General features: G+C 66.4%; 25 protein-coding genes. 5 read left to right on the top strand and 20 right to left on the bottom strand.

Annotated elements, in window-relative coordinates:
- Positions 1 to 62 precede the first annotated feature (62 nt).
- Genes ACFW6D_RS28350 through ACFW6D_RS28335 form a run of 4 tightly spaced genes read left to right on the top strand, consistent with a single transcriptional unit; the run spans position 63 to position 2,828 of the window.
- Positions 63 to 1,361, top strand: coding sequence for a sensor histidine kinase (locus ACFW6D_RS28350; RefSeq protein WP_379333085.1), 1,299 nt, complete (start codon positions 63 to 65; stop codon positions 1,359 to 1,361).
- Positions 1,362 to 1,397: 36 nt separating this feature from the next.
- Positions 1,398 to 2,108, top strand: a complete 711-nt coding sequence (locus ACFW6D_RS28345) for a response regulator (RefSeq protein WP_379333083.1) — start codon at positions 1,398 to 1,400, stop codon at positions 2,106 to 2,108.
- 45 nt (positions 2,109 to 2,153) lie between these two features.
- Complete coding sequence (locus ACFW6D_RS28340) at positions 2,154 to 2,510, top strand: type II toxin-antitoxin system RelE/ParE family toxin (RefSeq protein ID WP_379333081.1); 357 nt, start codon at positions 2,154 to 2,156, stop codon at positions 2,508 to 2,510.
- A 6-nt stretch (positions 2,511 to 2,516) separates the two neighbouring features.
- The gene (locus ACFW6D_RS28335) at positions 2,517 to 2,828 is read left to right on the top strand and encodes a helix-turn-helix domain-containing protein (protein ID WP_379333079.1); all 312 of its coding nucleotides are present in this window, start codon (positions 2,517 to 2,519) and stop codon (positions 2,826 to 2,828) included.
- Positions 2,829 to 2,830: 2 nt separating this feature from the next.
- Here ACFW6D_RS28335 and ACFW6D_RS28330 read toward each other — a convergent pair whose 3' ends face one another.
- The gene (locus tag ACFW6D_RS28330) at positions 2,831 to 3,478 is read right to left on the bottom strand and encodes a VWA domain-containing protein (RefSeq protein ID WP_379333077.1); all 648 of its coding nucleotides are present in this window, start codon (positions 3,476 to 3,478) and stop codon (positions 2,831 to 2,833) included.
- Positions 3,479 to 3,603: 125 nt separating this feature from the next.
- Between ACFW6D_RS28330 and ACFW6D_RS28325 the strand changes: the two genes are divergently transcribed.
- The gene (locus ACFW6D_RS28325; protein ID WP_379333075.1) at positions 3,604 to 4,062 is read left to right on the top strand and encodes a YfbM family protein; all 459 of its coding nucleotides are present in this window, start codon (positions 3,604 to 3,606) and stop codon (positions 4,060 to 4,062) included.
- A 4-nt stretch (positions 4,063 to 4,066) separates the two neighbouring features.
- Here ACFW6D_RS28325 and ACFW6D_RS28320 read toward each other — a convergent pair whose 3' ends face one another.
- The 19 genes from ACFW6D_RS28320 to folE form a co-directional block, all read right to left on the bottom strand.
- Positions 4,067 to 4,369, bottom strand: a complete 303-nt coding sequence (locus ACFW6D_RS28320; protein WP_379333073.1) for a putative quinol monooxygenase — start codon at positions 4,367 to 4,369, stop codon at positions 4,067 to 4,069.
- 102 nt (positions 4,370 to 4,471) lie between these two features.
- Complete coding sequence (locus ACFW6D_RS28315) at positions 4,472 to 7,039, bottom strand: ATP-dependent Clp protease ATP-binding subunit (RefSeq protein WP_379333072.1); 2,568 nt, start codon at positions 7,037 to 7,039, stop codon at positions 4,472 to 4,474.
- A 274-nt stretch (positions 7,040 to 7,313) separates the two neighbouring features.
- On the bottom strand, positions 7,314 to 8,246 hold the full coding sequence (locus tag ACFW6D_RS28310) for an esterase/lipase family protein (RefSeq protein WP_379333070.1): 933 nt from the start codon (positions 8,244 to 8,246) through the stop codon (positions 7,314 to 7,316).
- A gap of 77 nt (positions 8,247 to 8,323) precedes the next feature.
- Positions 8,324 to 8,977, bottom strand: a complete 654-nt coding sequence (locus ACFW6D_RS28305) for a DUF1772 domain-containing protein (RefSeq protein WP_379333068.1) — start codon at positions 8,975 to 8,977, stop codon at positions 8,324 to 8,326.
- A gap of 124 nt (positions 8,978 to 9,101) precedes the next feature.
- Positions 9,102 to 9,713, bottom strand: coding sequence for an FHA domain-containing protein (locus tag ACFW6D_RS28300; protein ID WP_379238722.1), 612 nt, complete (start codon positions 9,711 to 9,713; stop codon positions 9,102 to 9,104).
- 119 nt (positions 9,714 to 9,832) lie between these two features.
- Entirely contained in the window at positions 9,833 to 10,195 is a 363-nt protein-coding gene (locus tag ACFW6D_RS28295; protein WP_266297504.1) for an Lsr2 family protein, read from the bottom strand.
- A gap of 115 nt (positions 10,196 to 10,310) precedes the next feature.
- On the bottom strand, positions 10,311 to 11,777 hold the full coding sequence (gene lysS, locus ACFW6D_RS28290) for a lysine--tRNA ligase (RefSeq protein WP_379333129.1): 1,467 nt from the start codon (positions 11,775 to 11,777) through the stop codon (positions 10,311 to 10,313).
- Between the two features lie 286 nt (positions 11,778 to 12,063).
- The gene (locus tag ACFW6D_RS28285; protein ID WP_379333127.1) at positions 12,064 to 12,486 is read right to left on the bottom strand and encodes a rhodanese-like domain-containing protein; all 423 of its coding nucleotides are present in this window, start codon (positions 12,484 to 12,486) and stop codon (positions 12,064 to 12,066) included.
- A gap of 8 nt (positions 12,487 to 12,494) precedes the next feature.
- Entirely contained in the window at positions 12,495 to 13,091 is a 597-nt protein-coding gene (locus ACFW6D_RS28280) for a cysteine dioxygenase family protein (protein WP_364584063.1), read from the bottom strand.
- Between the two features lie 128 nt (positions 13,092 to 13,219).
- Complete coding sequence (locus tag ACFW6D_RS28275; protein WP_379333066.1) at positions 13,220 to 14,002, bottom strand: type III pantothenate kinase; 783 nt, start codon at positions 14,000 to 14,002, stop codon at positions 13,220 to 13,222.
- 21 nt (positions 14,003 to 14,023) lie between these two features.
- Complete coding sequence (panD, locus tag ACFW6D_RS28270) at positions 14,024 to 14,443, bottom strand: aspartate 1-decarboxylase (protein ID WP_379333064.1); 420 nt, start codon at positions 14,441 to 14,443, stop codon at positions 14,024 to 14,026.
- A 12-nt stretch (positions 14,444 to 14,455) separates the two neighbouring features.
- Complete coding sequence (gene panC, locus ACFW6D_RS28265) at positions 14,456 to 15,412, bottom strand: pantoate--beta-alanine ligase (RefSeq protein WP_379333062.1); 957 nt, start codon at positions 15,410 to 15,412, stop codon at positions 14,456 to 14,458.
- Positions 15,412 to 16,452: a Rossmann-like and DUF2520 domain-containing protein gene (locus ACFW6D_RS28260; RefSeq protein WP_379333060.1), complete on the bottom strand. Its 1,041-nt coding sequence runs from the start codon at positions 16,450 to 16,452 to the stop codon at positions 15,412 to 15,414. The genes panC and ACFW6D_RS28260 overlap by 1 nt, the downstream gene beginning before the upstream one ends.
- A gap of 259 nt (positions 16,453 to 16,711) precedes the next feature.
- Positions 16,712 to 17,914: a DUF6779 domain-containing protein gene (locus ACFW6D_RS28255; protein WP_379333058.1), complete on the bottom strand. Its 1,203-nt coding sequence runs from the start codon at positions 17,912 to 17,914 to the stop codon at positions 16,712 to 16,714.
- Positions 17,915 to 17,982: 68 nt separating this feature from the next.
- Complete coding sequence (locus ACFW6D_RS28250; protein WP_379333056.1) at positions 17,983 to 18,456, bottom strand: DUF3180 domain-containing protein; 474 nt, start codon at positions 18,454 to 18,456, stop codon at positions 17,983 to 17,985.
- Positions 18,450 to 18,989 carry a 2-amino-4-hydroxy-6-hydroxymethyldihydropteridine diphosphokinase gene (gene folK, locus ACFW6D_RS28245; protein WP_379333054.1) on the bottom strand — a complete coding sequence of 180 codons (540 nt, stop codon included), beginning with the start codon at positions 18,987 to 18,989 and terminating at the stop codon, positions 18,450 to 18,452. The genes ACFW6D_RS28250 and folK overlap by 7 nt, the downstream gene beginning before the upstream one ends.
- Positions 18,986 to 19,408 carry a dihydroneopterin aldolase gene (folB, locus tag ACFW6D_RS28240; RefSeq protein WP_379333052.1) on the bottom strand — a complete coding sequence of 141 codons (423 nt, stop codon included), beginning with the start codon at positions 19,406 to 19,408 and terminating at the stop codon, positions 18,986 to 18,988. The genes folK and folB overlap by 4 nt, the downstream gene beginning before the upstream one ends.
- Positions 19,405 to 20,286, bottom strand: a complete 882-nt coding sequence (gene folP, locus ACFW6D_RS28235; RefSeq protein ID WP_379333050.1) for a dihydropteroate synthase — start codon at positions 20,284 to 20,286, stop codon at positions 19,405 to 19,407. Before folP ends, folB begins: the two co-directional genes overlap by 4 nt.
- Positions 20,283 to 20,876 carry a GTP cyclohydrolase I FolE gene (folE, locus tag ACFW6D_RS28230; RefSeq protein ID WP_379333125.1) on the bottom strand — a complete coding sequence of 198 codons (594 nt, stop codon included), beginning with the start codon at positions 20,874 to 20,876 and terminating at the stop codon, positions 20,283 to 20,285. Before folE ends, folP begins: the two co-directional genes overlap by 4 nt.
- Positions 20,877 to 20,895 lie beyond the last annotated feature (19 nt).

Genomic DNA, 20,895 nt, shown 5'->3' with positions numbered 1-20,895 from the left:
GGAAATACGTGTGTAGGCCGACGCGGTGGGCGCGTGCACGCAATAGGGTTGAGCAGGTGGGCATGTCTGCGAAGTGGGTGCGTGGCTCGGTCGTGCGGGACTGGGGCCTGGCGGTGGTCGTCGCGGTGATTCAGCTGGCGGCGAGTTCCGGTGCGAATGCGAGTCAGACCGGGGTGCGGTCGTTGGATGCGTTCGCGTATCTGCTGCTGCTCGCCGGGCCGATCGCGCTCGGGTTCCGGCGGGTGTTGCCCGAACCGGTATTGCTGGTGGCGTTCGTCGCCGCGGTGGCGTATGTGCTGCGCGACTACGGCTACGGGCCGATCTTCCTTTCGCTGATCATCGCGTTCCTCACCGCCGCTGTCAGCGGATCACGTTGGCGCACATACCCGGTGGTGGCTCTCGGCTATCTGTTGATGGTGTGGCCGTTGCCCGCACTGCTCGGGCGGCACTCCGATGTGTGGCAGATATTCGGGTTGCTCGCGTGGATGGGCGTGCTGGTCGGGATCGCTGAGGGGGTGCGGCAGCGGCGGGCCGTGGTGTTGGCGCGTGAGCAGCGGGCCGAGGCCGCGGCGCGTGACGAGCAAGCCCAGCAGGCGAGGGCGGCTTCCGAGGAACGGCTGGCTATCGCCCGTGAGCTGCATGATGTTCTCGCGCACAGTCTTTCGCTGATCAATGTGCAGTCCTCTGTCGCGCTGGAACTGTTCGATCGCAAACCGCAGCAGGCCGCGGCAGCACTGGCCACCATCAAGACCACGTCCAAAGAGGCATTGACCGAGGTCCATACGCTCCTTCACGCGATCCGCAGCGGTGCGACCGTCGTACCGGAATATCCTGAAAGCACTGCTGCCGAGCCGGATTCGAACGAGGTCGCGGTGCCGCCACGGCCCGCCCCACGGGCGCCCGCACCCACCCTCGAAGACCTCGATACCCTCCTCGAACGCACCCGCGCGACCGGGCTCGACGTCGACACCAAGATCATCGGCATGCCCAAGAAGCTGCCGAGCGTGATCGATGTGGCGGCGGCGAGGATCATTCAGGAATCGCTCACCAATGTGGTGCGGCACGCGCCCGGCGCGACAGCCCTGATCACCTTGCGATACACGCCGGAATCCATCGACATCACCGTCGACAACACGCGGCCCACCGGGACGGCGGTCCGAACGGGGATCGGCGGCAACGGGATCATCGGGATGCGGGAACGCGCGCATGCGCTCGGCGGGGCGCTCACCGCAGGGCCACGACCGTCCGGTGGGTTCCGGGTGGCGGCCAGATTGCCCGCTCGACCGGTGGCTTTGTCGGGCGATTCGCGGTCGGCAGGCGCACGCTCCGAGCTCACCAACGGCAAGGAGGCCAGCGCGTGAGCGGGCAGCGGGTGGTTCACGTAACGGCGACCCAGCATGAGTAACCCCGGCGATGACGGCGACCTGCCGATCGGTGCAGGTTCGGCGAAGATCCGACTGCTGGTCGCCGACGATCAAGCGCTGGTGCGTGGCGGTTTCGTCGCTCTCCTGGACGCCCAGGACGATATCGAGGTGATCGGCGAGGCCGAAAACGGGGAGCAGGCCGTGCGAATGACCCGCGCGCTTGTCCCCGACGTGGTGCTGATGGACATCCGCATGCCCATCGTCGACGGCCTCGCCGCCACCCGCATGATCGCCGACGACCCGAAACTCGCGGCGGTCCGCGTCGTCGTCCTCACCACCTTCGAACTCGACGAATACGTCTTCGAGGCGATCCGCGCCGGTGCCGCCGGGTTCCTGGTCAAACACACCGAACCCGCCGACCTGCTCCGCGCCGTCCGCGTAGTAGCCGCGGGCGACGCCCTCCTCTCCCCCGGCGTCACCCGCCGCCTCCTCGCCGAATTCGCCACCCACACCAAGCAACCACCCCCCGCCGCCTTCGCCGAACTCACCGACCGGGAACGCGAGGTGATGACCCTGGTAGCCGAAGGGCTCACCAACGCCGAAATAGGCAGCCGCCTCTACATGTCCCCCGCCACCGCCCGCACCCACGTCAGCCGAATCCTCACCAAACTGGCCGCCCGAGACCGCACCCAACTCGTAGTCATCGCCTACGAGTCAGGGCTGGTCCGCCCGGGTTGGCAGTGAGGCCATCATTGCAATATAGGATCTGACCTATATAGGATCAATCTTATGCACCTGTATCTGGTGGAACTCGAACCCGAGGTAGCCCGATGGCTGCGCTCTTTGAGTACGCGCGAGTTCGCCCAGGTAGACGTGTATGTGGGCATGCTTGCCGAACGAGCGACCACCCTGAGTGAACCGTGGTCACGCAATCTTGGTGGCGGGGTGCGCGAACTCCGCTTTCACCTGCACCCGCGAGAAATGCGAATCACCTATTGGCTCGCTCCGGGTCGTCGCATCGTGCTGCTGACAGTTTTCCGCAAGACTCGCATGCGGGAGACCGACGAAGTAGCGCGGGCCAAGGCATTGCGCAAGGTATGCGAATCGGAACACGGTTGTGCCCACACAGATTTCGACAGGAGGTAACCGATCATGACTGAGCACCCATCGATGGACGAACTGCGCCGTGAGCGGATGAGCAGTCCCGGGTTCGACGCGGGCGAGTACGCGGCCGGACGGGCTGAGGCAATTCTGGCGATCGAGCTGGCCGAAGCGATTCGCGAACGGCGGCTGGAACTCGGGCTGACGCAGACACAGCTGGCCGAGCGGGCCGGACTACGTCAGCCTGAGGTCTCGCGACTCGAATCGGGGGGCGGGACACCCACTATCGGCATGCTCGAGCGTTTGGCGTATGCCCTCGAAGTTCGGTTCGTCGCACGGTTCGAGAAGGTCGACGCAGCGTAGGGCTACTCACCCTGGTTGGCTTGTTTGCGTTCGGAGGCAGAGAAACGGGCGCGTCTGGCTGCGCCCGCCGGGGCGGCTTGGGCTCGGGAAGAGTAGGCGGAGAGGGCGTCGAAGGCTCCTCGGACGCCGCCTGCGACCGGGGCGTAGGTAATGGCCGAGCCGGGGTCGAAGCCGAGGTTGGTGCCCACTTCTACGGCGTCCATGTTGGCGCCGAGGAACACGAAGGTCCAGTTGTAGACGTCCTGCTGCTGGGTGATCAGGGACTTCACGGCGGCGTGGGTCCATTCGCGGCTGGAGTTCTCGTGGCCGTCGGTGAGGACCACGACGATCACGGTGCCGGGGCGCTCCTGCTCCGGGCGCTCGGCCAGCTCGGCGCCCACGCTGGTGACGAGCTTGCCGACCGCGTCATAGAGCGCGGTTCCGCCGCGCGGCTGCAGGTTCGGCGCGGGCACCTGCTCGAGCGGCAGGTTCGCGTAAACCACGTCGTAGGTGGTGTCGAACTGCGCGAGCGTCACCTCGATCTTCTTCGGCACCTCCCGCTGCTGCTCGAAATAGGCAGCGAGCCCACCTTCGGTATCGGCCTTGATCGTCTGCATCGACCCGGAACGGTCGAGCAATACGGCAATCAGCGTGCGATCGGAATCAGTCATGTGTGCGAACACCCCCGTGTCGGTTGGATAAGCAATTCCCACCGTACGCCGCGAAATTCGCCCGCAGGACCGGCGAAAAGCGGACGCCAAGCTATCGCCAAGTCTGGATTCCTACCTTTCCCACCATGGGACCAGTACTCGCATTCCACCGCATCTCCGACGAAGACGCCGCCCGCATCACCGCCGATGCCGAGGCCGCATTCGACCTGATCGACGCCATCGACCGCACCGGCGAACCCGCGGGCGACATCGACAAGGCGTGGGACGGCCTGCGATACCTGCTCGAAGCAGCAGGCATCGACCTCGACTTGATCCGCGACCTCGACCCATGGGCAGGCGACGGCGAACCACGCGTCTGGACGGCCGACGAGGTATCCACCGCCGCCCGCACCATGACATCGACCCCGTTCGCCGTCCTCGACGCGCACTTCGACCCCGAGGTCATGGACGACAACGATGTATGCCCGGACATCTGGGACACCGACTTCAGCCGCGACTTCCTCCGGGAACACTACGAAGGACTGCGGAGCTTTCTCACGTTCGCCGCCGAAAAGAACTCCCCCGTCCTCACCCGATTCGAATAACGGTTCAGGCCACCGGCTTCGGGTCGATGACGATGAGTTCGGCTGGACCAGCGCGGAATGCTTTATTGGCGATATCGGCCGCCCGCATATGCTCCGAGGAGTCATGGGCAGCCAGCGCCTCGGCGGATTTCCACTCCTCGAACAGTACGAAGCGGTCCGGGTTCCCGGGGACAGAGTGTAGGTCGTAGCGCAGGCAGCCCGGTTCGGCGCGAACAAGCGGAGCCAGCGTGTTGAAGGCAGCGATCTGGTCGGGCCCCTTCCCCGGGTGGGTGGCGATCAGGACTACGGCGCTGAGCGGGGCGGACATATGGTCAATGTAGCAATCCCGGTGGGAAGACACGAGCCGGTTTCGAACAGCGAAAAGCCCGCCCCCTGGAACTCCAGGGGGCGGGCTCAGTCGTTCAGCTGATTACTCGCCGGAGGCTGCGGCTTCGGGCGCGGTGCCCTCGGCTGCGCCGGTGAGGACTACCTCGGGCTTGTCGTCGCCCTTGGTCTCCTTGGTCAGCTTCGTCTTGCCGGTGAAGGTGAACTTGGCGTCTTCGCCGAGGCCCTCGCCGTTCCAGCCTTCGACGTCGACCATGATGGTCTGGCCCGCGCCGATTTCGCCGAAGAGGATCTTCTCCGACAGCTGGTCCTCGATCTCGCGCTGGATCGTGCGACGCAGCGGACGCGCGCCCAGGACCGGGTCGAAGCCGCGCTTGGCGAGCAGGCTCTTGGCCTGGTCGGTCAGCTCCATCGCCATGTCCTTGTTCTTCAACTGCTTGCCGACACGGGCGATCATCAGGTCCACCATCATCACGATCTGTTCGCTCGTGAGCTGGTGGAAGACGATCACGTCGTCGATGCGGTTGAGGAACTCGGGGCGGAAGTGCTTCTTCAGCTCGTCGTTGACCTTGAGCTTCATCCGCTCGTAGTTCGAGCCCTCGGCGTTGGACTGGGTGAAGCCCAGGCCCACGGCCTTGGAGATGTCGGAGGTGCCCAGGTTCGAGGTGAAGATCAGCACGGTGTTCTTGAAGTCGACCGTACGACCCTGACCGTCGGTGAGACGGCCGTCCTCGAGCACCTGCAGGAGCGTGTTGTAGATCTCCTGGTGCGCCTTCTCGATCTCGTCGAACAGCACCACCGAGAACGGCTTGCGCCGCACCTTCTCGGTGAGCTGGCCGCCCTCCTCGTAGCCCACGTACCCGGGAGGGGCACCGAACAGACGAGAAGCGGTGAAGCGGTCGTGGAACTCGCCCATGTCGATCTGGATGAGCGCGTCGTCGTCGCCGAACAGGAAGTTCGCCAGCGACTTGGCGAGCTCGGTCTTACCGACACCCGAGGGGCCGGCGAAGATGAACGAGCCCGACGGACGCTTGGGGTCCTTCAGACCGGCGCGAGTGCGGCGGATCGCCTTGGAGACCGCCTTGACGGCATCCTCCTGGCCGATGATCCGCTTGTGCAGCTCGTCTTCCATGCGGAGCAGACGGGTGGTCTCCTCCTCGGTGAGCTTGAAGACGGGGATGCCGGTCCAGTTGGCAAGCACCTCCGCGATCTGCTCGTCGTCGACCTCGGCCACGACGTCCAGATCACCGGAACGCCACTGCTTCTCCCGCTCGGCACGCTTGGCGACGAGCTGCTTCTCCTTGTCGCGCAGACGCGCGGCCTTCTCGAAGTCCTGCGCGTCGATAGCGCTTTCCTTCTCCCGACGAGCATCGGCGATCTTGTCGTCGAAGTCGCGCAGGTCCGGCGGAGCGGTCATCCGGCGGATGCGCATGCGCGCGCCCGCTTCGTCGATCAAGTCGATCGCCTTGTCCGGCAGGAACCGGTCGTTGATGTAGCGATCGGCCAGGGTGGCGGCGGCCACGAGGGCGCTGTCGGTGATGGAGACCCGGTGGTGCGCCTCGTAGCGGTCGCGCAGACCCTTGAGAATGTCGATCGTGTGCTCGACGGTCGGCTCGCCCACCTGCACCGGCTGGAAACGGCGTTCCAGGGCGGCGTCCTTCTCGATGTACTTGCGGTACTCGTCGAGGGTGGTGGCACCGATGGTCTGCAGCTCGCCACGGGCCAGCTTCGGCTTCAGGATCGAGGCCGCGTCGATGGCGCCTTCGGCAGCACCCGCGCCGACGAGCGTGTGCAGCTCGTCGATGAACAGGATGATGTCGCCGCGGGTGTTGATCTCCTTGAGCACCTTCTTGAGGCGCTCTTCGAAGTCACCGCGGTAGCGGCTGCCCGCGACCAGGGAACCCAGGTCGAGGGTGTAGAGCTGCTTGTCCTTGAGGGTCTCGGGGACCTCACCGTTGACGATGGCCTGAGCCAGGCCCTCGACGACCGCGGTCTTACCGACACCGGGCTCGCCGATCAGCACCGGGTTGTTCTTGGTGCGGCGGCTCAGCACCTGCATGACGCGCTCGATTTCCTTCGAGCGGCCGATGACCGGGTCGAGCTTGCCCTCGAGCGCGGCCTGAGTGAGGTTACGGCCGAACTGGTCGAGCACCAGCGACGTGGACGGTGTACCCGCCTCGCCGCGCGGACCGGCGCCCTCGACGGGCTCCTTGCCCTGGTACCCGGACAGCAGCTGGATGACCTGCTGACGGACACGATTGAGGTCGGCACCCAGCTTGACCAGCACCTGGGCCGCGACGCCCTCGCCCTCGCGGATGAGGCCGAGCAGAATGTGCTCGGTACCGATGTAGTTGTGGCCCAGCTGCAGCGCCTCGCGCAGGCTCAGCTCCAGCACCTTTTTGGCACGCGGGGTGAAGGGGATGTGACCGGACGGCGCCTGCTGGCCCTGCCCGATGATCTCCTCGACCTGGCTACGCACACCCTCCAGCGAGATGCCAAGGGACTCCAGCGACTTCGCCGCCACGCCCTCGCCCTCGTGGATCAACCCAAGCAGGATGTGCTCGGTGCCGATGTAGTTGTGGTTGAGCATCCGGGCCTCTTCTTGGGCCAGGACAACGACACGCCTCGCGCGGTCGGTGAACCTCTCGAACATCGCTCCCTCACTCTCCTGCTCCGACATTCTGGCAACAGACGCCGCAGTATGCTCGATACAACCTAGGGCGTCGGACCGACAAGTTTCGTCGTCAGCCTGCCATGAAGCCCGGGGGTTGCGGCCCCCGCCATCCACTCTAGTTGGCAGGGGATTGCACCGCCGCCGGTCCACCCTATTGAGGACCGGCGATAACATGGTCACTCACTCACAACGCGCACGTCGCGGCATTCGTTTCCTGTTCAGTTTTGCCTGTAGCGAAATCGCGTCAGGAGGGTCATCCGGTGAAGGGTGGGACGAATTCGCACGGTACCGGGGCCTGTCTGGCGGGGTCGAGGGCGTTGAGGACGTGACCGGCCGCGCGCGGACTGCCCGCGATGGCCAGGTGTTCTGACCAGTCCTGCGCGCACCCGTCCTGCACGACGATCGACGTGGCGTTCGGCCCCGGGACCAGCCCCGATGTGTGCGGGACGACCAGCTCGTCGATGGCGGAGACGATATTGGTGTAGCGCACGCGCGGGTCGTACACGCCGTCGGCGTTGAGCGCGGTCATGAAGGGCGAACCGGTGAACATCTGCCCGCACGCCTGACACAGCGACGAACTCACCGCGTCGAAGGCCGGACCCGCGCCGAGCGCTCGGCTGAAGTGGGCGATATCGCCCGCCCCGAACGCGTTGGTGCCGAGCCACGGCGGCGCGATCCCGACCAGCTTGCCGACCTTGTCCGCGCCGCCGAGCCGCTTGATGTAGTAGTTGCCGACGATATTGCCCTGTGAATGGGCGATCAGGTCGACGCGCTCGGCGCCGGTGCGGGCCAGCACCCCGTCGACGAAGGCGGAAACCTCCGCGGCGCTCTGCTCGATGGGACGCATGCCACCGACCGCCGAAACGGGCCACGGGAGGCCGTAGGCGCCGTAGGTGAGGGTGAATACGCAATAACCCTCGTTGGCCAGCAGCGGGGCATATACGCCCCAGTTCGTCTGCCCTCCGCCGCCGGTGCCGTGCAGCAGGACCACCGGGTCGGGATGTTCGGGTGACGGGACGCAGTTCGGGTCGTTCGCGCCGGGGAGCGACCCGCCCGGGTTGGTGAGCTCCGGTGGAATGCCGGCGAAGAAGTTGTAGTCGACCGAGAGGGGCTGGGCCGACGCGGTGGCGGGCAGGCAGGCGAGCAGGGCCGCCGCGGCGAGCACCAGAAGCGAACTACGTCGCATGAACGACTCCTCACTAGAACGTGTTCCACTTATCATGGAACACGTTCTAGTGATCGCGTGGCGCTACCGCACGGAAATCATCGACCCCGGTGCTGCGAGCGGTAAGGCGCACCGGCGACCGGAGCAGCGGACTGCTGCGAAAACTGCTGTCCGGCAACAGGACCGCCGTGCTGGGCGTAAACCTGCCCGCTCGGCTGCGAAACATCCAGTCCCGCAGCAGCATCGGCGGACTTGCCGTGCTGAACCCCGGCGACGAACATCGCCCCGCACAGCACCAAGAACGACGCGGTGGTCAGGACCGTGCGCGCGATGTTCCAGCGGACCCACGCCGACTCGTAATCGGCACGGACAGCGGCGGTGTCGGCGATCGCCGCGGGATCGCCTGCAGCGTCCAGCGCTTCGTTGAGCGGCACGTTCAACGCCGCCGTGACCGCGAAGGCGATCACGCTGAGCGCCAAGGCGATTCCGATCCAGATCAGCGTCGTGCGGTGGTCGCCACCGAGGTGCAGCGCCGCGGCCAACGCGGTGAAACCGACGGTGCCCATGAACGCGAACATGAACCACGGGTTGATGATCACGATGTTGACCTTCTGCATGACCTCGATCAACGTGCGATCGGAGGTGCGCGCCAGTGCGGGCATCACCGAGATCGCGTAGGCGAAGAACACTCCCGCGACAAGTCCGGTGCTGAGCAGCGCCAGCACCATGGTGGCCATCCGAACTGCGAACATGCGATGTCTCCTGACTCGTGGCCCGGAGCTCGATCTGGGCGCTCCGGTGATACGAGTAAGTCAACCGCCCAGCGCCGGTCCGCGACATAGTTCAGGCGCTCATCGACCTACGCGAGCGTCGCGCTCACAAATCGTGGTCGGAGATCATTCCGCTCTGCATGGCCAAGGCAGCGAGCCGGGTGCGCTTCTGGTTCTGCGGCAGGTTCTCCACCCCGAACTTCGAGAACAACGCGCGCAGATGGGTTTTGATGGCATCGATCGAGAGGAACAATTCCTCGGCGATCTGCTGATTCGACGCGGGCGTCGCGAAGCCGGTGCCGTGCTTGTACGGACGGCACAGCGCGATCAGCACCGCGCGCTGGGTATCGGTGAGCGAGCGCATCGTGGGGATGGACCCGGAGGCGGTATGGGTCGCGTCGTCGACGACCCCGCCGAAATCGAAGAAATGCACGAGCGTGGTCCCGACCCGAATCCGGTCGCCGGGACTCAGCCGACGGCGCCCGACCAGCCGCTCGCCATTGACGAAGGTGCCGTTGCGCGAAAGTCCGTCATCGATGATGGTCCAGTGCGCGCCGAGATGTTCCACGGCGGCGTGCAGACGCGAAACCTCGGCGTCCCAGGCCAGGACCAGATCGGCCTGCACATTGCGACCGATGGTGACCCGCTGCTGACCGGCCTCCAAGGCCAATTCGTGCTGCTTACCGGTGTCGTCGGTGTACCGCAGAAAAGAGCTCACGCCGCAACACCGTCGGATACTCGAAACACCTTGTGCACGGCCAACAGTCTACGTCCCCGATCACCGCGAGGGGCAGGCAGGCGGGGCCGCGAACTCGCGGCACCCGCACCACCGATAACTCAACTCTTGCCGACCTCTTTGTTGTAGGCGTCGGTGATTTCGGCCGAGATACGACCGCGGGCCGAGACCTTGTGGCCCTTACGACGAGCCCATTCGCGAATTGCGGCGCTCTGTTCACGGTCCATGGAAACGCGGCTCTTGCCCTGCGGTGCGGGTGCGCCTGCGGCCTTCACCCGGCGACGACCACTCACGCGGCGGGCGTTGGCGACCCACTCGTCCAGGCCTTCACGCAGGCGCGCCGCATTAGCGTCCGACAGATCGATCTCGTACGAAACCCCATCGATAGCGAACTCGATGGTTTCGTCCGCGATGGACTCACCGTCGACATCGTCGATCAGGCTAACGGTGACCTTCTTTGCCATGAGATGAACGTCCTCTCGAAATCGTCAAGCCTGCCTCCAGGCCGAATACCCGAGGCAAGAATACCCCGAAATGCGAAATTTCCAACATGGGGTCTTCACCCCATGAATTCACTGGTCAGCGACTAGTGGGCCGGACAATCGGGAACAGGATCGTTTCTCGGATTCCCGAACCCGTGAGTGCCATCAACAAGCGGTCGATTCCCATACCGGTTCCGGTGGTCGGCGGCATCCCGTGTTCCATCGCGGTGAGGAAGTCTTCATCGAGCACCATGGCCTCGTCATCGCCTGCCGCGGCCAGCCTTGCCTGGTCGACGAAACGTTCGCGCTGGATCACCGGATCCACCAGTTCCGAATAGCCCGTTGCCAACTCGAAGCCGCGAACATAGAGGTCCCACTTCTCGGTGACACCGGACTTGCTGCGATGCTGACGGGTGAGCGGTGAAGTCTCCACCGGGAAGTCGCGAACGAAAGTCGGCGTGTAGAGCTTGTCGCCATACGCGTGTTCCCATAGTTCTTCGACCAGTTTCCCATGACCGTAGCCCTTGCCGGAAGGAATTTCCAGACCTACCCGATCGGCCAGTGCGAGCAATTCCTCGACTGTCGTTTCCGGAGTCACCTCGACTCCGATCGACTCCGACAGCGAGGGATACATCTCGACGGTGGTCCACTCGCCACCGAGATCATATTCAGTGCCGTCGGCGAGTGTCACCAGAAGGGTGCCGAATGCCTCTTGCGCGACTTCCTGGATCAATTCTCGGGTCATCGTCGCGGAGTCGTCATACGTGCCGTAGGCCTCGTAGGTTTCCAGCATCGCGAACTCGGGAGAATGGGTGGAGTCGGCGCCTTCGTTGCGGAAGTTCCGGTTGATCTCGAAGACCTTCTCCAGGCCACCGACCACGCAACGCTTGAGGAACAGCTCCGGCGCGATCCGCAGGAAAAGGTCCATGTCCAGCGCATTGGAATGGGTGACGAACGGGCGCGCGGCGGCGCCACCGTGGATGGTCTGCAGCATCGGGGTCTCGACCTCGAGGAAACCGCGGCGCTCGAGCGCGTTGCGCAGCGCACGGACCACATTCACGCGGGTCCGAGCCATTTCCCTGGCCTCTGGACGCACGATCAGGTCGACGTAGCGCGCACGGACGCGCGACTCCTCGTTCATCTCCTTGTGCGCCACCGGCAGCGGGCGCAGCGACTTGGCCGCCATCGACCAGGAATCGGCCATCACGCTCAATTCGCCGGTGCGCGAGGAGATGACCTCGCCGTGCACGAACACGAAGTCACCGAGGTCGACATCGGCCTTCCAGGCGGCCAGCGCGTCGGCACCAACACCGTTGAGGCTGATCATCGCCTGCAGCTTGGTGCCGTCGCCTTCCTGCAGCGTGGCGAAGCACAGCTTGCCGGTATTACGGACGAAAATGACGCGGCCCGCGATACCGGCCTGCAGACCGGTCTGGGTGTCAGCTTCGAGATCCGGGTAGGCGGCACGGATTTCGGCGAGCGTGTGGGTGCGTGGGACCACCACGGGGTAGGCCTCACCGCCCTCGGTGAGCAAACGTTCCCGCTTGTCCCGGCGAATCCGCATCTGCTCGGGAACATCGGTGTCCACAGCGGGAGTGGCGGCGCGGCCGGGTGCGGCGGGGTTAGGAGTGCTCACGTTCGACAACATTAGCGGTCGCCGAAATTGAATTGCTCGCCGCTCCCCCGCCGCTCCGCGTATTCAGCGGGCCGCCCGGAAGCGCGACAAGTCAGCTCTCGGGCTCACGTTATGCACGCGACGGCTGGGAGGTGGGTGGGGAGTTACCCATGTGCTTGCGAAATCAGTGAGGCACTTCACAATTCGCCGGGCACACTTTGCGGTGCTCCCCGGTTTACAGCGAGGCCAGCGCGCTGACCTCACGGGCGAAATGTGGGACACCGACACCGACGGTCAGCAGTCCCGCCGACTTCAACGCCTGGTAACCGCCGATCACATCGCTGGCCCGGTGCAGTCCCAACTCCTGCAGCGCGGCCGCCGCCAAACTCGACGTGTAACCCTCCGAGCAGAAAATGATCCATTCCACATCGTGATCGACAGCGAGGGCCAACCGTGCCGACGAGGTCGGATCCAGGCGCCATTCCAGCACATTGCGCTCGATCACCAGCGCGCCCGGCAGCGAACCTTCGCGCGCTCGCTGGGCGGCGGGGCGGATGTCGACCAGAATCGCGCCTCGCTCGAGGGCGGCGGCCACGTCGTACACATACACCCGACGCAAACGCGCGCGAGCGTTCTCGAGCATCTGATCAATCGTCAAACGGCTCATCACAGATCACCTTCGGGCTGGTCGGTGAGGACGGTTTTGGTTCGGCGCAGCGTGCCGTGGCCGGTCACTTCGTAATACGACATCGCCGACAGCGGCGGGGAATAGGCGTGCACGCTCAAGGTGGGGTCGAGCGGGCCGACGGATTCGGCGGCGGCGGGCGCGCGCACCACGTCGTGCACCCAGCCGATCGGGAACGACGCCTGATCACCTGCGGCGAGCGTGCGCCTGCGTAACTCCGTGCCATTCCAGCGGTATTCGGAAAGGGCGCCGCTGAGCACGGTGAGGGCGCCGAGCGAGCCGGCATGGTCGTGTAAATCGGTGAATTTCCCTGGCGTCCAGCTGATCAGCCAGACATCGACCTCGTCGTCGTGGGAAAGGCGGGTTGCCCAACGCTCGTCGGCGGGCCAGATGCCGTCGGCCGGGAGGAGGTGGTCGTAGCGACCGGAGAGGACGTCTTCGGCGCCTTCGTCGGTGAGTCGCAGCAGGTCAGCAGGACGCAACCGGGTGGGCAATGCCGAAGCGATCGCCCGGTCGAGCGGGGGCGTCGCGGAGTATTCGTCGCGTGCCGACGGAAGGGAAAGGACAGAAGAACGCATGAGCGCATCTCCAGGTGTGAGAAAACGGTCGAGGGGAAAACGTCAGCCTCGAACGGTCGAGGCAGATTAGCCTCGACAACACTCCTGGGTGCTCACACGGAAGATCACGAGCGATAGTTTAGCAGACACTATTTCTTGTTGCGCTCGTAGACATGGCGCAGGCCGGTGAGCGTGAGATGCGGGACGTGGGAGTCGATGGTTTCCGACTCCGGCACGATCAGCGGCGCGCCCGCCCCCGTGGCGACCACGGTGACATCGGTGCCCGAGAACGCGTCGAATTCGTCGCGAATGCGATCGACGAGGCCGTCCACCAGCCCGGCGAAGCCGAAAATGGCGCCGGACTGGATGCATTCCATGCTGTTCTTGCCCACCACCGAACGCGGCCGCGCCAGCTCGACGCGGCGCATCGCACTGCGTTCCACCAGGGCTTCGGCGGAGATCTCCACCCCGGGCGCGATCACGCCGCCGAGGAATTCGCCCTTGGCCGAAACCAGGTCGACGCAGATCGCGGTGCCGAAATCGACGACGATCGCGGGGCCACCGAAGCTGCGAAAGGCGGCGAGGCAGTTCACGATGCGGTCCGCGCCGACTTCCTTCGGATTGTCGACCAGCAGCGGAATACCCGTTCGCACACCGGGTTCCACCAGCACGTGCGGTACATGCGACCAGTACCGCGAGAGCATGGTGCGCAGTTCGCGCAGCACCGGCGGCACCGTGGACAGTGCCGAGACGCCGACGATCTGGTCGAGATCGGCGCCGACCAGGCCGCGCACCTGCATCGCGAACTCGTCGGCGGTGATCAGCGGATTGGTGTGAATTCGCCAGTGCCGCACCAGTTTCGCGTGTTCACCACTGCCAGAGAACAAGCCGAGTTCGATGCTCGTGTTGCGGACGTCGATCGTCAGCAGCATTGTTCCAGCCCCCCGCCGCGCTCAGACGATCGACAGGGAACGCGGTGAGGTGAGGCCGGAGCCCTCGGGCGCGTGCGCGGGATCGGAGCCGAGCTCCATCGGGCGGTTGCGCTCGTCGACGAAGACCACCTTGGGCGCGTACTCGCGCAGCTCGGCCTCGTCCAGCTGACCGTAGGCGATGAGGATGACCAGGTCACCGGGGTGCACGAGGTGGGCGGCGGCACCGTTGATGCCGATCACGCCCGAACCGCGCTCGCCCGCGATCACATAGGTCTCGAGGCGGGCGCCGTTGTCGATGTCGACGATGCACACCTGCTCACCCTCGAGCAGATCGGCGGCGTCCAGGAGGTCCTGGTCGACGGTCACCGAACCGACATAGTGCAGGTCGGCGTGGGTCACGGTGGCACGGTGGATCTTCGACTTCATCATGGTGCGCAACATCGTCGTCGCCTTTCAGTGCGCCTGCGAGGCAGGTAGGGAATTCGCGTCGGGGTGGCCGTCGATCTGGGCACCGAGCACTACGGGGGCGTTGTCGATCAGGCGGGTGTCGCCGAGTTTGGCGGCGACCAGCAGGCGGGCGTTGCCGGCGGTGGACACCGGGCCCAGGTTCGCGTCGCGCAGTTCGAGGTAGTCGACCTCGAGGCCGTCGACGGCGTCGAGGACCGCGCGGGCGGTCTCCAGGACAGCATCCGGGCCGAGGCCGGCGGCATGACGACCGGCGGCCAGCGCGGCCGACAGGGCCAGCGCCGACTCGCGCTGAGTGGCGTCGAGGAAGCGGTTGCGCGAGGAAAGCGCCAGGCCGTCGGCCTCGCGGACGGTCGGGTAGGCGACGATCTTCGCGTCCATGTTCAGGTCGCGCACCATCTGCCGGATCAGCGTGAGCTGCTGGTAGTCCTTCTCACCGAAGTACGCCTCGGAGGCATGGGTGATGTTGAGCAGCTTCGCGACGACGGTGAGCATGCCCGCGAAATGTGTTGGCCTGCTTGCACCTTCGAGATCGTCACCGAGCGGGCCCGGGTGGATCGTGGTGCGCATGCCGTCCGGGTACATATCCGACACACTCGGCGCGAAGACCAGGTCGACGCCCTCGGTGCGGAGCAATTCGAGGTCGGCGTCGAGGGTGCGCGGGTACGCGTCGAGGTCCTCGTTCTCGCCGAACTGCAGCGGATTGACGAAGATCGAGACGATCACGACCTGATTGTTGAGCTTGGCCTGGCGGATCAGCGCGAGGTGACCCTCGTGCAGCGCGCCCATCGTCGGCACGAAACCGACGGTGCGACCGGCACCGCGCAGCGCCTTGGCCACGGTGTCGAGGACCTCGGGGTTGTGGTGCACGGTCAGGACGCCGGGCTTGTAAGCGCCGGTGGCGCGGGCGCCGCCCTGGTGGTGATGCACTTCTCGGGGTTCCATCAGTGGCCTTCCTTGGCGAGGAGCTCCAGCAGTGCCGGATCGGTTTCGGCTAGTTCGGCGGTGCGCAGCGAATTGGCGCGGTACGCCTCGGCCAGGCGGTCGTCGACCTGCGCGAGTGCGGCGAGATGGGCAGCGACGGCGTCGACATCGCCGCGGGCGACCGGGCCGGTCAGCGCGGCCTGGCCGCGGCGCAGGGCGTTGTCGAGGGCGGCCGAGGCCAGCGGGGCGAGCAAGCGTTCGGGCAGGCCGCCGGGCTGGTCGTCGACCAGGGGCTGGCCGAGCAGGCCGGGGCCCGACAGGGATTCGCGCAGGGCCGCGACCGCGTCGACGATGACCGTGACCAGGTGATTGCTGCCGTGCGCGAGGGCCGCGTGATAGAGCGAACGCTGGTCTTCCTCGACGCGCACCGGCTCACCGCCCATTTCGATGACCAGGGCTTGCGCAATGGCGTAGCCGACCTCGTCGGCGGCGGTGACGCCGAAGCAGGCGTTGGCCAGGCGGGCGATGTCCTCGTCGTGGCCGGTGAAGGTCATGGCGGGGTGAATGGCGAGGCCGAGAGCGCCCTGTTTGGTGAGCGGCTCGAGAATCGCGACGCCGTTCGCGCCGGAAGTGTGCACGACGATGGTGCCGGGGCGGACCACATTCGCGCTCGCCAGGCCGCGAACCAGGCCTGCCAGTTCGGCGTCAGGGACGGCGAGCAGGAGGAGTTCGCTGCGCTGGGCGATCTGCTCGATCGGCAGGACCTCGGCTTCGGGCAGCCGGGTACGCGCGCGGTGCACCGAGGCGTCGGAGATCGCGGCGACACCGAACACCACGTGGCCGGCTCGCTCGAGCGCTACGCCGAGTGCGGAACCCACTCGTCCCGCCGAGACGATTCCTACCGTCAGACGTGCGGGCGCTGGGTCGATACTCGAATTCGCGCCATCGGAATTGACACTTCTCGAGGTCAACGTTGTCCTCTCGATTTGCGTTCCAGTCCCGCGGTGCGGGTACCAGACGTTACGAGTCGAGAATAGAGGTGCGTGTGGTCCCCGCGCCATCACCCCCACCGTGATCTAGCGCTCATTCCGCTACTCCGCGCCTTCAGGACTGAGTCAGGTGATGTGAGCTGCGGTATTGGCGGGCGGCGGTTGGGTGATGAGCGGGTTGGCACTCACCCGCCGCCCCGCGAACTCTGGCCGGACTCGAGCGCGGAGAGAGTGGGCAACGCGGCAAGCTTCAGCGACACGGTCAGTTAGCTCGTACCCGGCGAGTTACCGACGTTCTTGCGAGATCAGTTGTTGCGGGATCTGTTCGTGGTCAGCGGGTGGATTCGGATTCGAGGTTGGCCATGATGTCGGCTACGGAGAGGCGGGCGGTGCCTTCGGTTTCGGCGCGTCGGCGGCGGCGGGAGCTGGTGCCCACTGAGGGGGCCTTCTCCGGTCGCTTGGCGGGCTCGGGCTCAGCCGGAGTGGGCTCGGTGGCGGCGACCGGAGCTGGGGTGGGCTCCGAAGGGGCCGGGGCGGGCTCGGCCGTAGCCACAGCGGCTGGGGCGGGCGTCGCTGCCGGTGCCAGCGTCGCGGCGGGTGCCGGGGCGGGCGTAGCCGCGGGGACCGGAGCGGACGTCGCCGCAGGGGCCGGAGTGGGGTTGGCCTCAGCGGGAGCTGGGGTGCGCTCGGCGAGTGCGGGCTTGCCGTTGCCGTTTGCCTTCGTGCCGTTGGAGGTCGGCTCGGGTACCTCGCTCACCTTGCGGGTGTGCGGGGACGACAGGCGGGGCGGGGGTGTTTTGGTGGACGGCTTCGCGGGCGCGGGGGTCGGCTCGGCGGCGGCCGCCTGTTGGGCTTCGGCGTACTCGTCGAGCTGGATCGCGGAGGTTTCGGCCGTGACCGGGTCGTCGTAGGGGTCGGCGAAATTGGCCGAAACCGGTTGCATGAACACGGGTTTCAGGGCGCTGGGCGGTTGCTGCCACGGCCCGAACCAGGCGGCATTGGCATCCACCGGGCTATCGTCGAAATCGTGGTCCGATTCGTCGAAAGCGTTGAACTCGCCAGCGGGCAGGGCGTCGATCCGCACGGCGTCGGCCTGCAAGGCGACCTGCTCGTCGGGTAGGGCACCGTCGAAAAGGACCTGCAGGTTCTGACGCAGCAGGGTCAGCTCGGCGCGCAGGGCGGCGATTTCGGAGGAGTCGGCGCCGACTTCGGCACGGACCCGCGCCTCGACCCCCATCTCGTACTCACGCCGGGCGTTGATCTCGCGCTCGAGCTGCAACTCGTACACCGTCTGGAGGTCGCGCACCTTCGCCTTGTCGACGGCCGCGTCCTTGCGGTAGCGGGTGGCCGCGAGCGCACCGATCACCGCTGCCCATAGGGCCGCTACCAGCCCGATCCGCACGTACTGGACATTTTCGCTGAAGATCAGGAAAACGCTGGCCGTCAGACCGAGCAGGATGAGGAAACCGACGAAGAATTTTCCCGCGTCGTCCCGCCGTCGTCGGGGCGCCGTGCTGCGGGAGGGTGAAACCATGAGGGCCAGGGTAGCCGGAATCGGCTGGTGGGCCCACCAAAGGTCACAGTGATTCCATTCGCAAGTTGCTATGTAGTAGCCGGGTCGTCGGTCGGGTCCTCCGGCGCACGGCAGCAATACTCCAGCCACAAAGCCGCAGCAACCAGGGCCGAACCGGCCAGCAGGCCGACCACCGCACCCGGCGAATCGGCAGCAGCCGCGGTCACGGTCCCGCGCTGTGGGAAAACCCACAGCAGGAAACCGAGCCACACACCGGCGGCCAGCGAACCCACCTGCAGCGACGCCTTCGCCAGCGCCACCCCCCTCGCGACATTGATCGGATGCATCTGACCCGAACCGTCGCCGATCTGCTCGTCGGCGATCTTGGCCTTGATCGCGAAGCCGAGCGCCGCCTCGATCGCGGCGACCGGCAACAGCGAAGCACCTGCGGCAACCGAGATCGCCGGGAAGTTGGAGTAGGCGAACCGGGTGGCGATCCAGGCGACCGCGGCGGCGACCACCACGTTCAGCGCGAGGTCGAGTACCCGGGTGGGTTTCAGCACGATCGGGCGCTTTCGTCGCGTAGCACCAGGTCAGTGCGGAGCACGCCGTCTCTTTCGGACTGGTCGAGTTCGGCGAGCAGCTCCACGATCGGGCGGGCGGCGCCGTCTACGAGGAGGTGCGCGGAGGGGTCGACTGCCATCCACGGGATCAGCACGAAGGCCCGGTTGGGGGCTTGCGGGTGCGGAAGGATCAGCGTGGGATCTGTGTCGCGGGCGATCGACGTGCCCGCATCGTCGGCGCACTGGACAATGTCGACATCGAGAGTGCGTGCGCCCCAACGAATCTCACGGACACGGTCAGCGGCCTGCTCGAGCTCCTGACCGAAACGCAGCCACGCGTAGTCATCGAAGGCCGGATCTTCCGCTACGACAACAGCATTGAGGTAGTCGTCCTGGTCGACACCGCCCCACGGCGCGGTGGTGTAGACGGGCGAAACTGCAATGGTCCGCTCCCCCAGCGCGTCCAGCACGCTGCGTAGATGTGCGAGCCGATCGCCCAGGTTCGAGCCGATCGAAAGCACGGCGCGAGTCATCGCCGCGACCCCGGAGCCACCGTGCGATACCGCGTCGCCACCACGCGCACGTCTTCGAACGTGTGCGGGATCGGCGCCGACGGCTTGTGCACCACCGCCTCCACCGCCTCGATCCGCGGGTCGGCCATCACGTCGTCGGCGATCTCGGAGACCACCGTCTCGATCAGATCGCGCGGCGGGCCGGTCACGATGCGTACGGCCCGCTCGGCGAGCGCGCCGTAATCGACGGTGTCGGCGAGGTCGTCGGAGGCGGCGGCCGCGGCGAAATCGACCCACACCGTCAGATCGACGACGAACTCCTGACCGTCCTCACGTTCGAAATCGAACACACCGTGCCTGCCGAACGCGCGCAGCCCACGCAACTCGATCCGCGAAGACGCGGGCCTACCGGCAGGCGGCGGCAACAGGGGTGAGTTCATCGCGTGACTCCTCGGACGGTGATTCGGGCGGTGGCTGCTCGGCGCCAGGCGTCCGCGACGGCGATGGCGTCCAGGGAGGCGCGGACGTCGTGGACTCGGACACCCCAGGCACCGTGGGTGGCGGCCAAGGCGGAGAGGGTGGCGGTGGCGGTTTCGCGGCCGTCGGGCGGGCGGGGGCCGGAATCGTCGGCGAGGAGGGCGCCGAGAAAGCGTTTGCGGGAGGCGCCGATGAGGATCGGGAGTCCGTCCGCGACCAGTTCAGGCAGGGCCGCCAGGAGTTCCCAGTTGTGTTCGGCGTTCTTGGCGAAACCCAGGCCGGGGTCGAGGATCAGGCGGTCTGGGGTCACGCCCGCGGCGATTGCCAGGTCGACCTGGGTGGCGAGTTCGGCGCGCACCTCGGCGACCACGTCGTCGTAATGATCGGCGGGGCCGATGTGCCGGTAGTCGGCGGCGGCGCGCCAGTGCATGAGGATCCACGGCACGCCGGCTTCGGCGACGACCTTCACCATGTTCGGGTCGGCGCGACCGCCGGAAACGTCGTTGACGATCGAAGCGCCCACCGCCAGCGCGGCCTCGGCGACCTCGGCGCGCATGGTGTCGACGCTGGTCGGCACGCCCGCGGCGACCAGCCCGCGGATCACCGGAGTGACCCGGGCGACCTCGGCGGCGGGATCGACCCGGTCGGCGCCCGGCCTGGTGGACTCACCGCCCACGTCGACGATGTCGGCGCCCGCCTCGTACAGCTCGACACCATGGGCGATCGCGAGTTCGGGATCGAGGTAGCGACCGCCGTCGGAGAAGGAATCAGCGGTCACATTGACCACCCCCATGACCACGCACGAGCGCTGGTCGCGGGCGGTCACCAGTGGCTGGCTCATTTGCGCAGGATCAGGTCCAGCGCCTCGGATCGCGAGGCGGCATCGGTCTGTAGCTGGCCGCGCACCGCCGAGGTGGTGGTACTGGCGCCGGGCTTGCGGATTCCCCTCATGGCCATGCACAGGTGTTCGGCCTCGATCACCACGATCGCGCCGCGCGGGTCGAGCCTGCGCATCACCGCGTCGGCGATCTGGCTGGTGAGCCGCTCCTGCACCTGCGGACGCTTGGCGTAGAGATCGACGACGCGGGCCAGCTTCGACAAGCCCGTCACCCGGCCGTGCGGACCGGGGATATAGCCGACGTGCGCGACGCCGTGGAACGAGACCAGATGGTGCTCGCAGGTGGAGTACATCGGGATATCGCGGACCAGGACGAGTTCCTGATGACCCTCGTCGAAGGTGGTCGCCAGCACCGCGTCGGGCTCGGTGTAGAGCCCCGCGAACATCTCCCGGTAGGCCCGTGCCACCCGTGCGGGGGTGTCGAGCAGACCGGGACGGTCGGGGTCCTCGCCGACCGCGATCAACAATTCACGCACCGCGTTCTCGGCTCGCAGCTGATCGAACGGCGCACCGGTCGCCAGCGCCGTCAGCACCGACGGACTCGTCGCACCG

This window comes from Nocardia sp. NPDC058705 (genome assembly GCF_042749305.1).
GTDB lineage: Bacteria > Actinomycetota > Actinomycetes > Mycobacteriales > Mycobacteriaceae > Nocardia.
The sequence above is the reverse complement of the archived record's forward strand: the minus strand, read 5'-3'. Positions and strand labels throughout refer to the sequence as shown.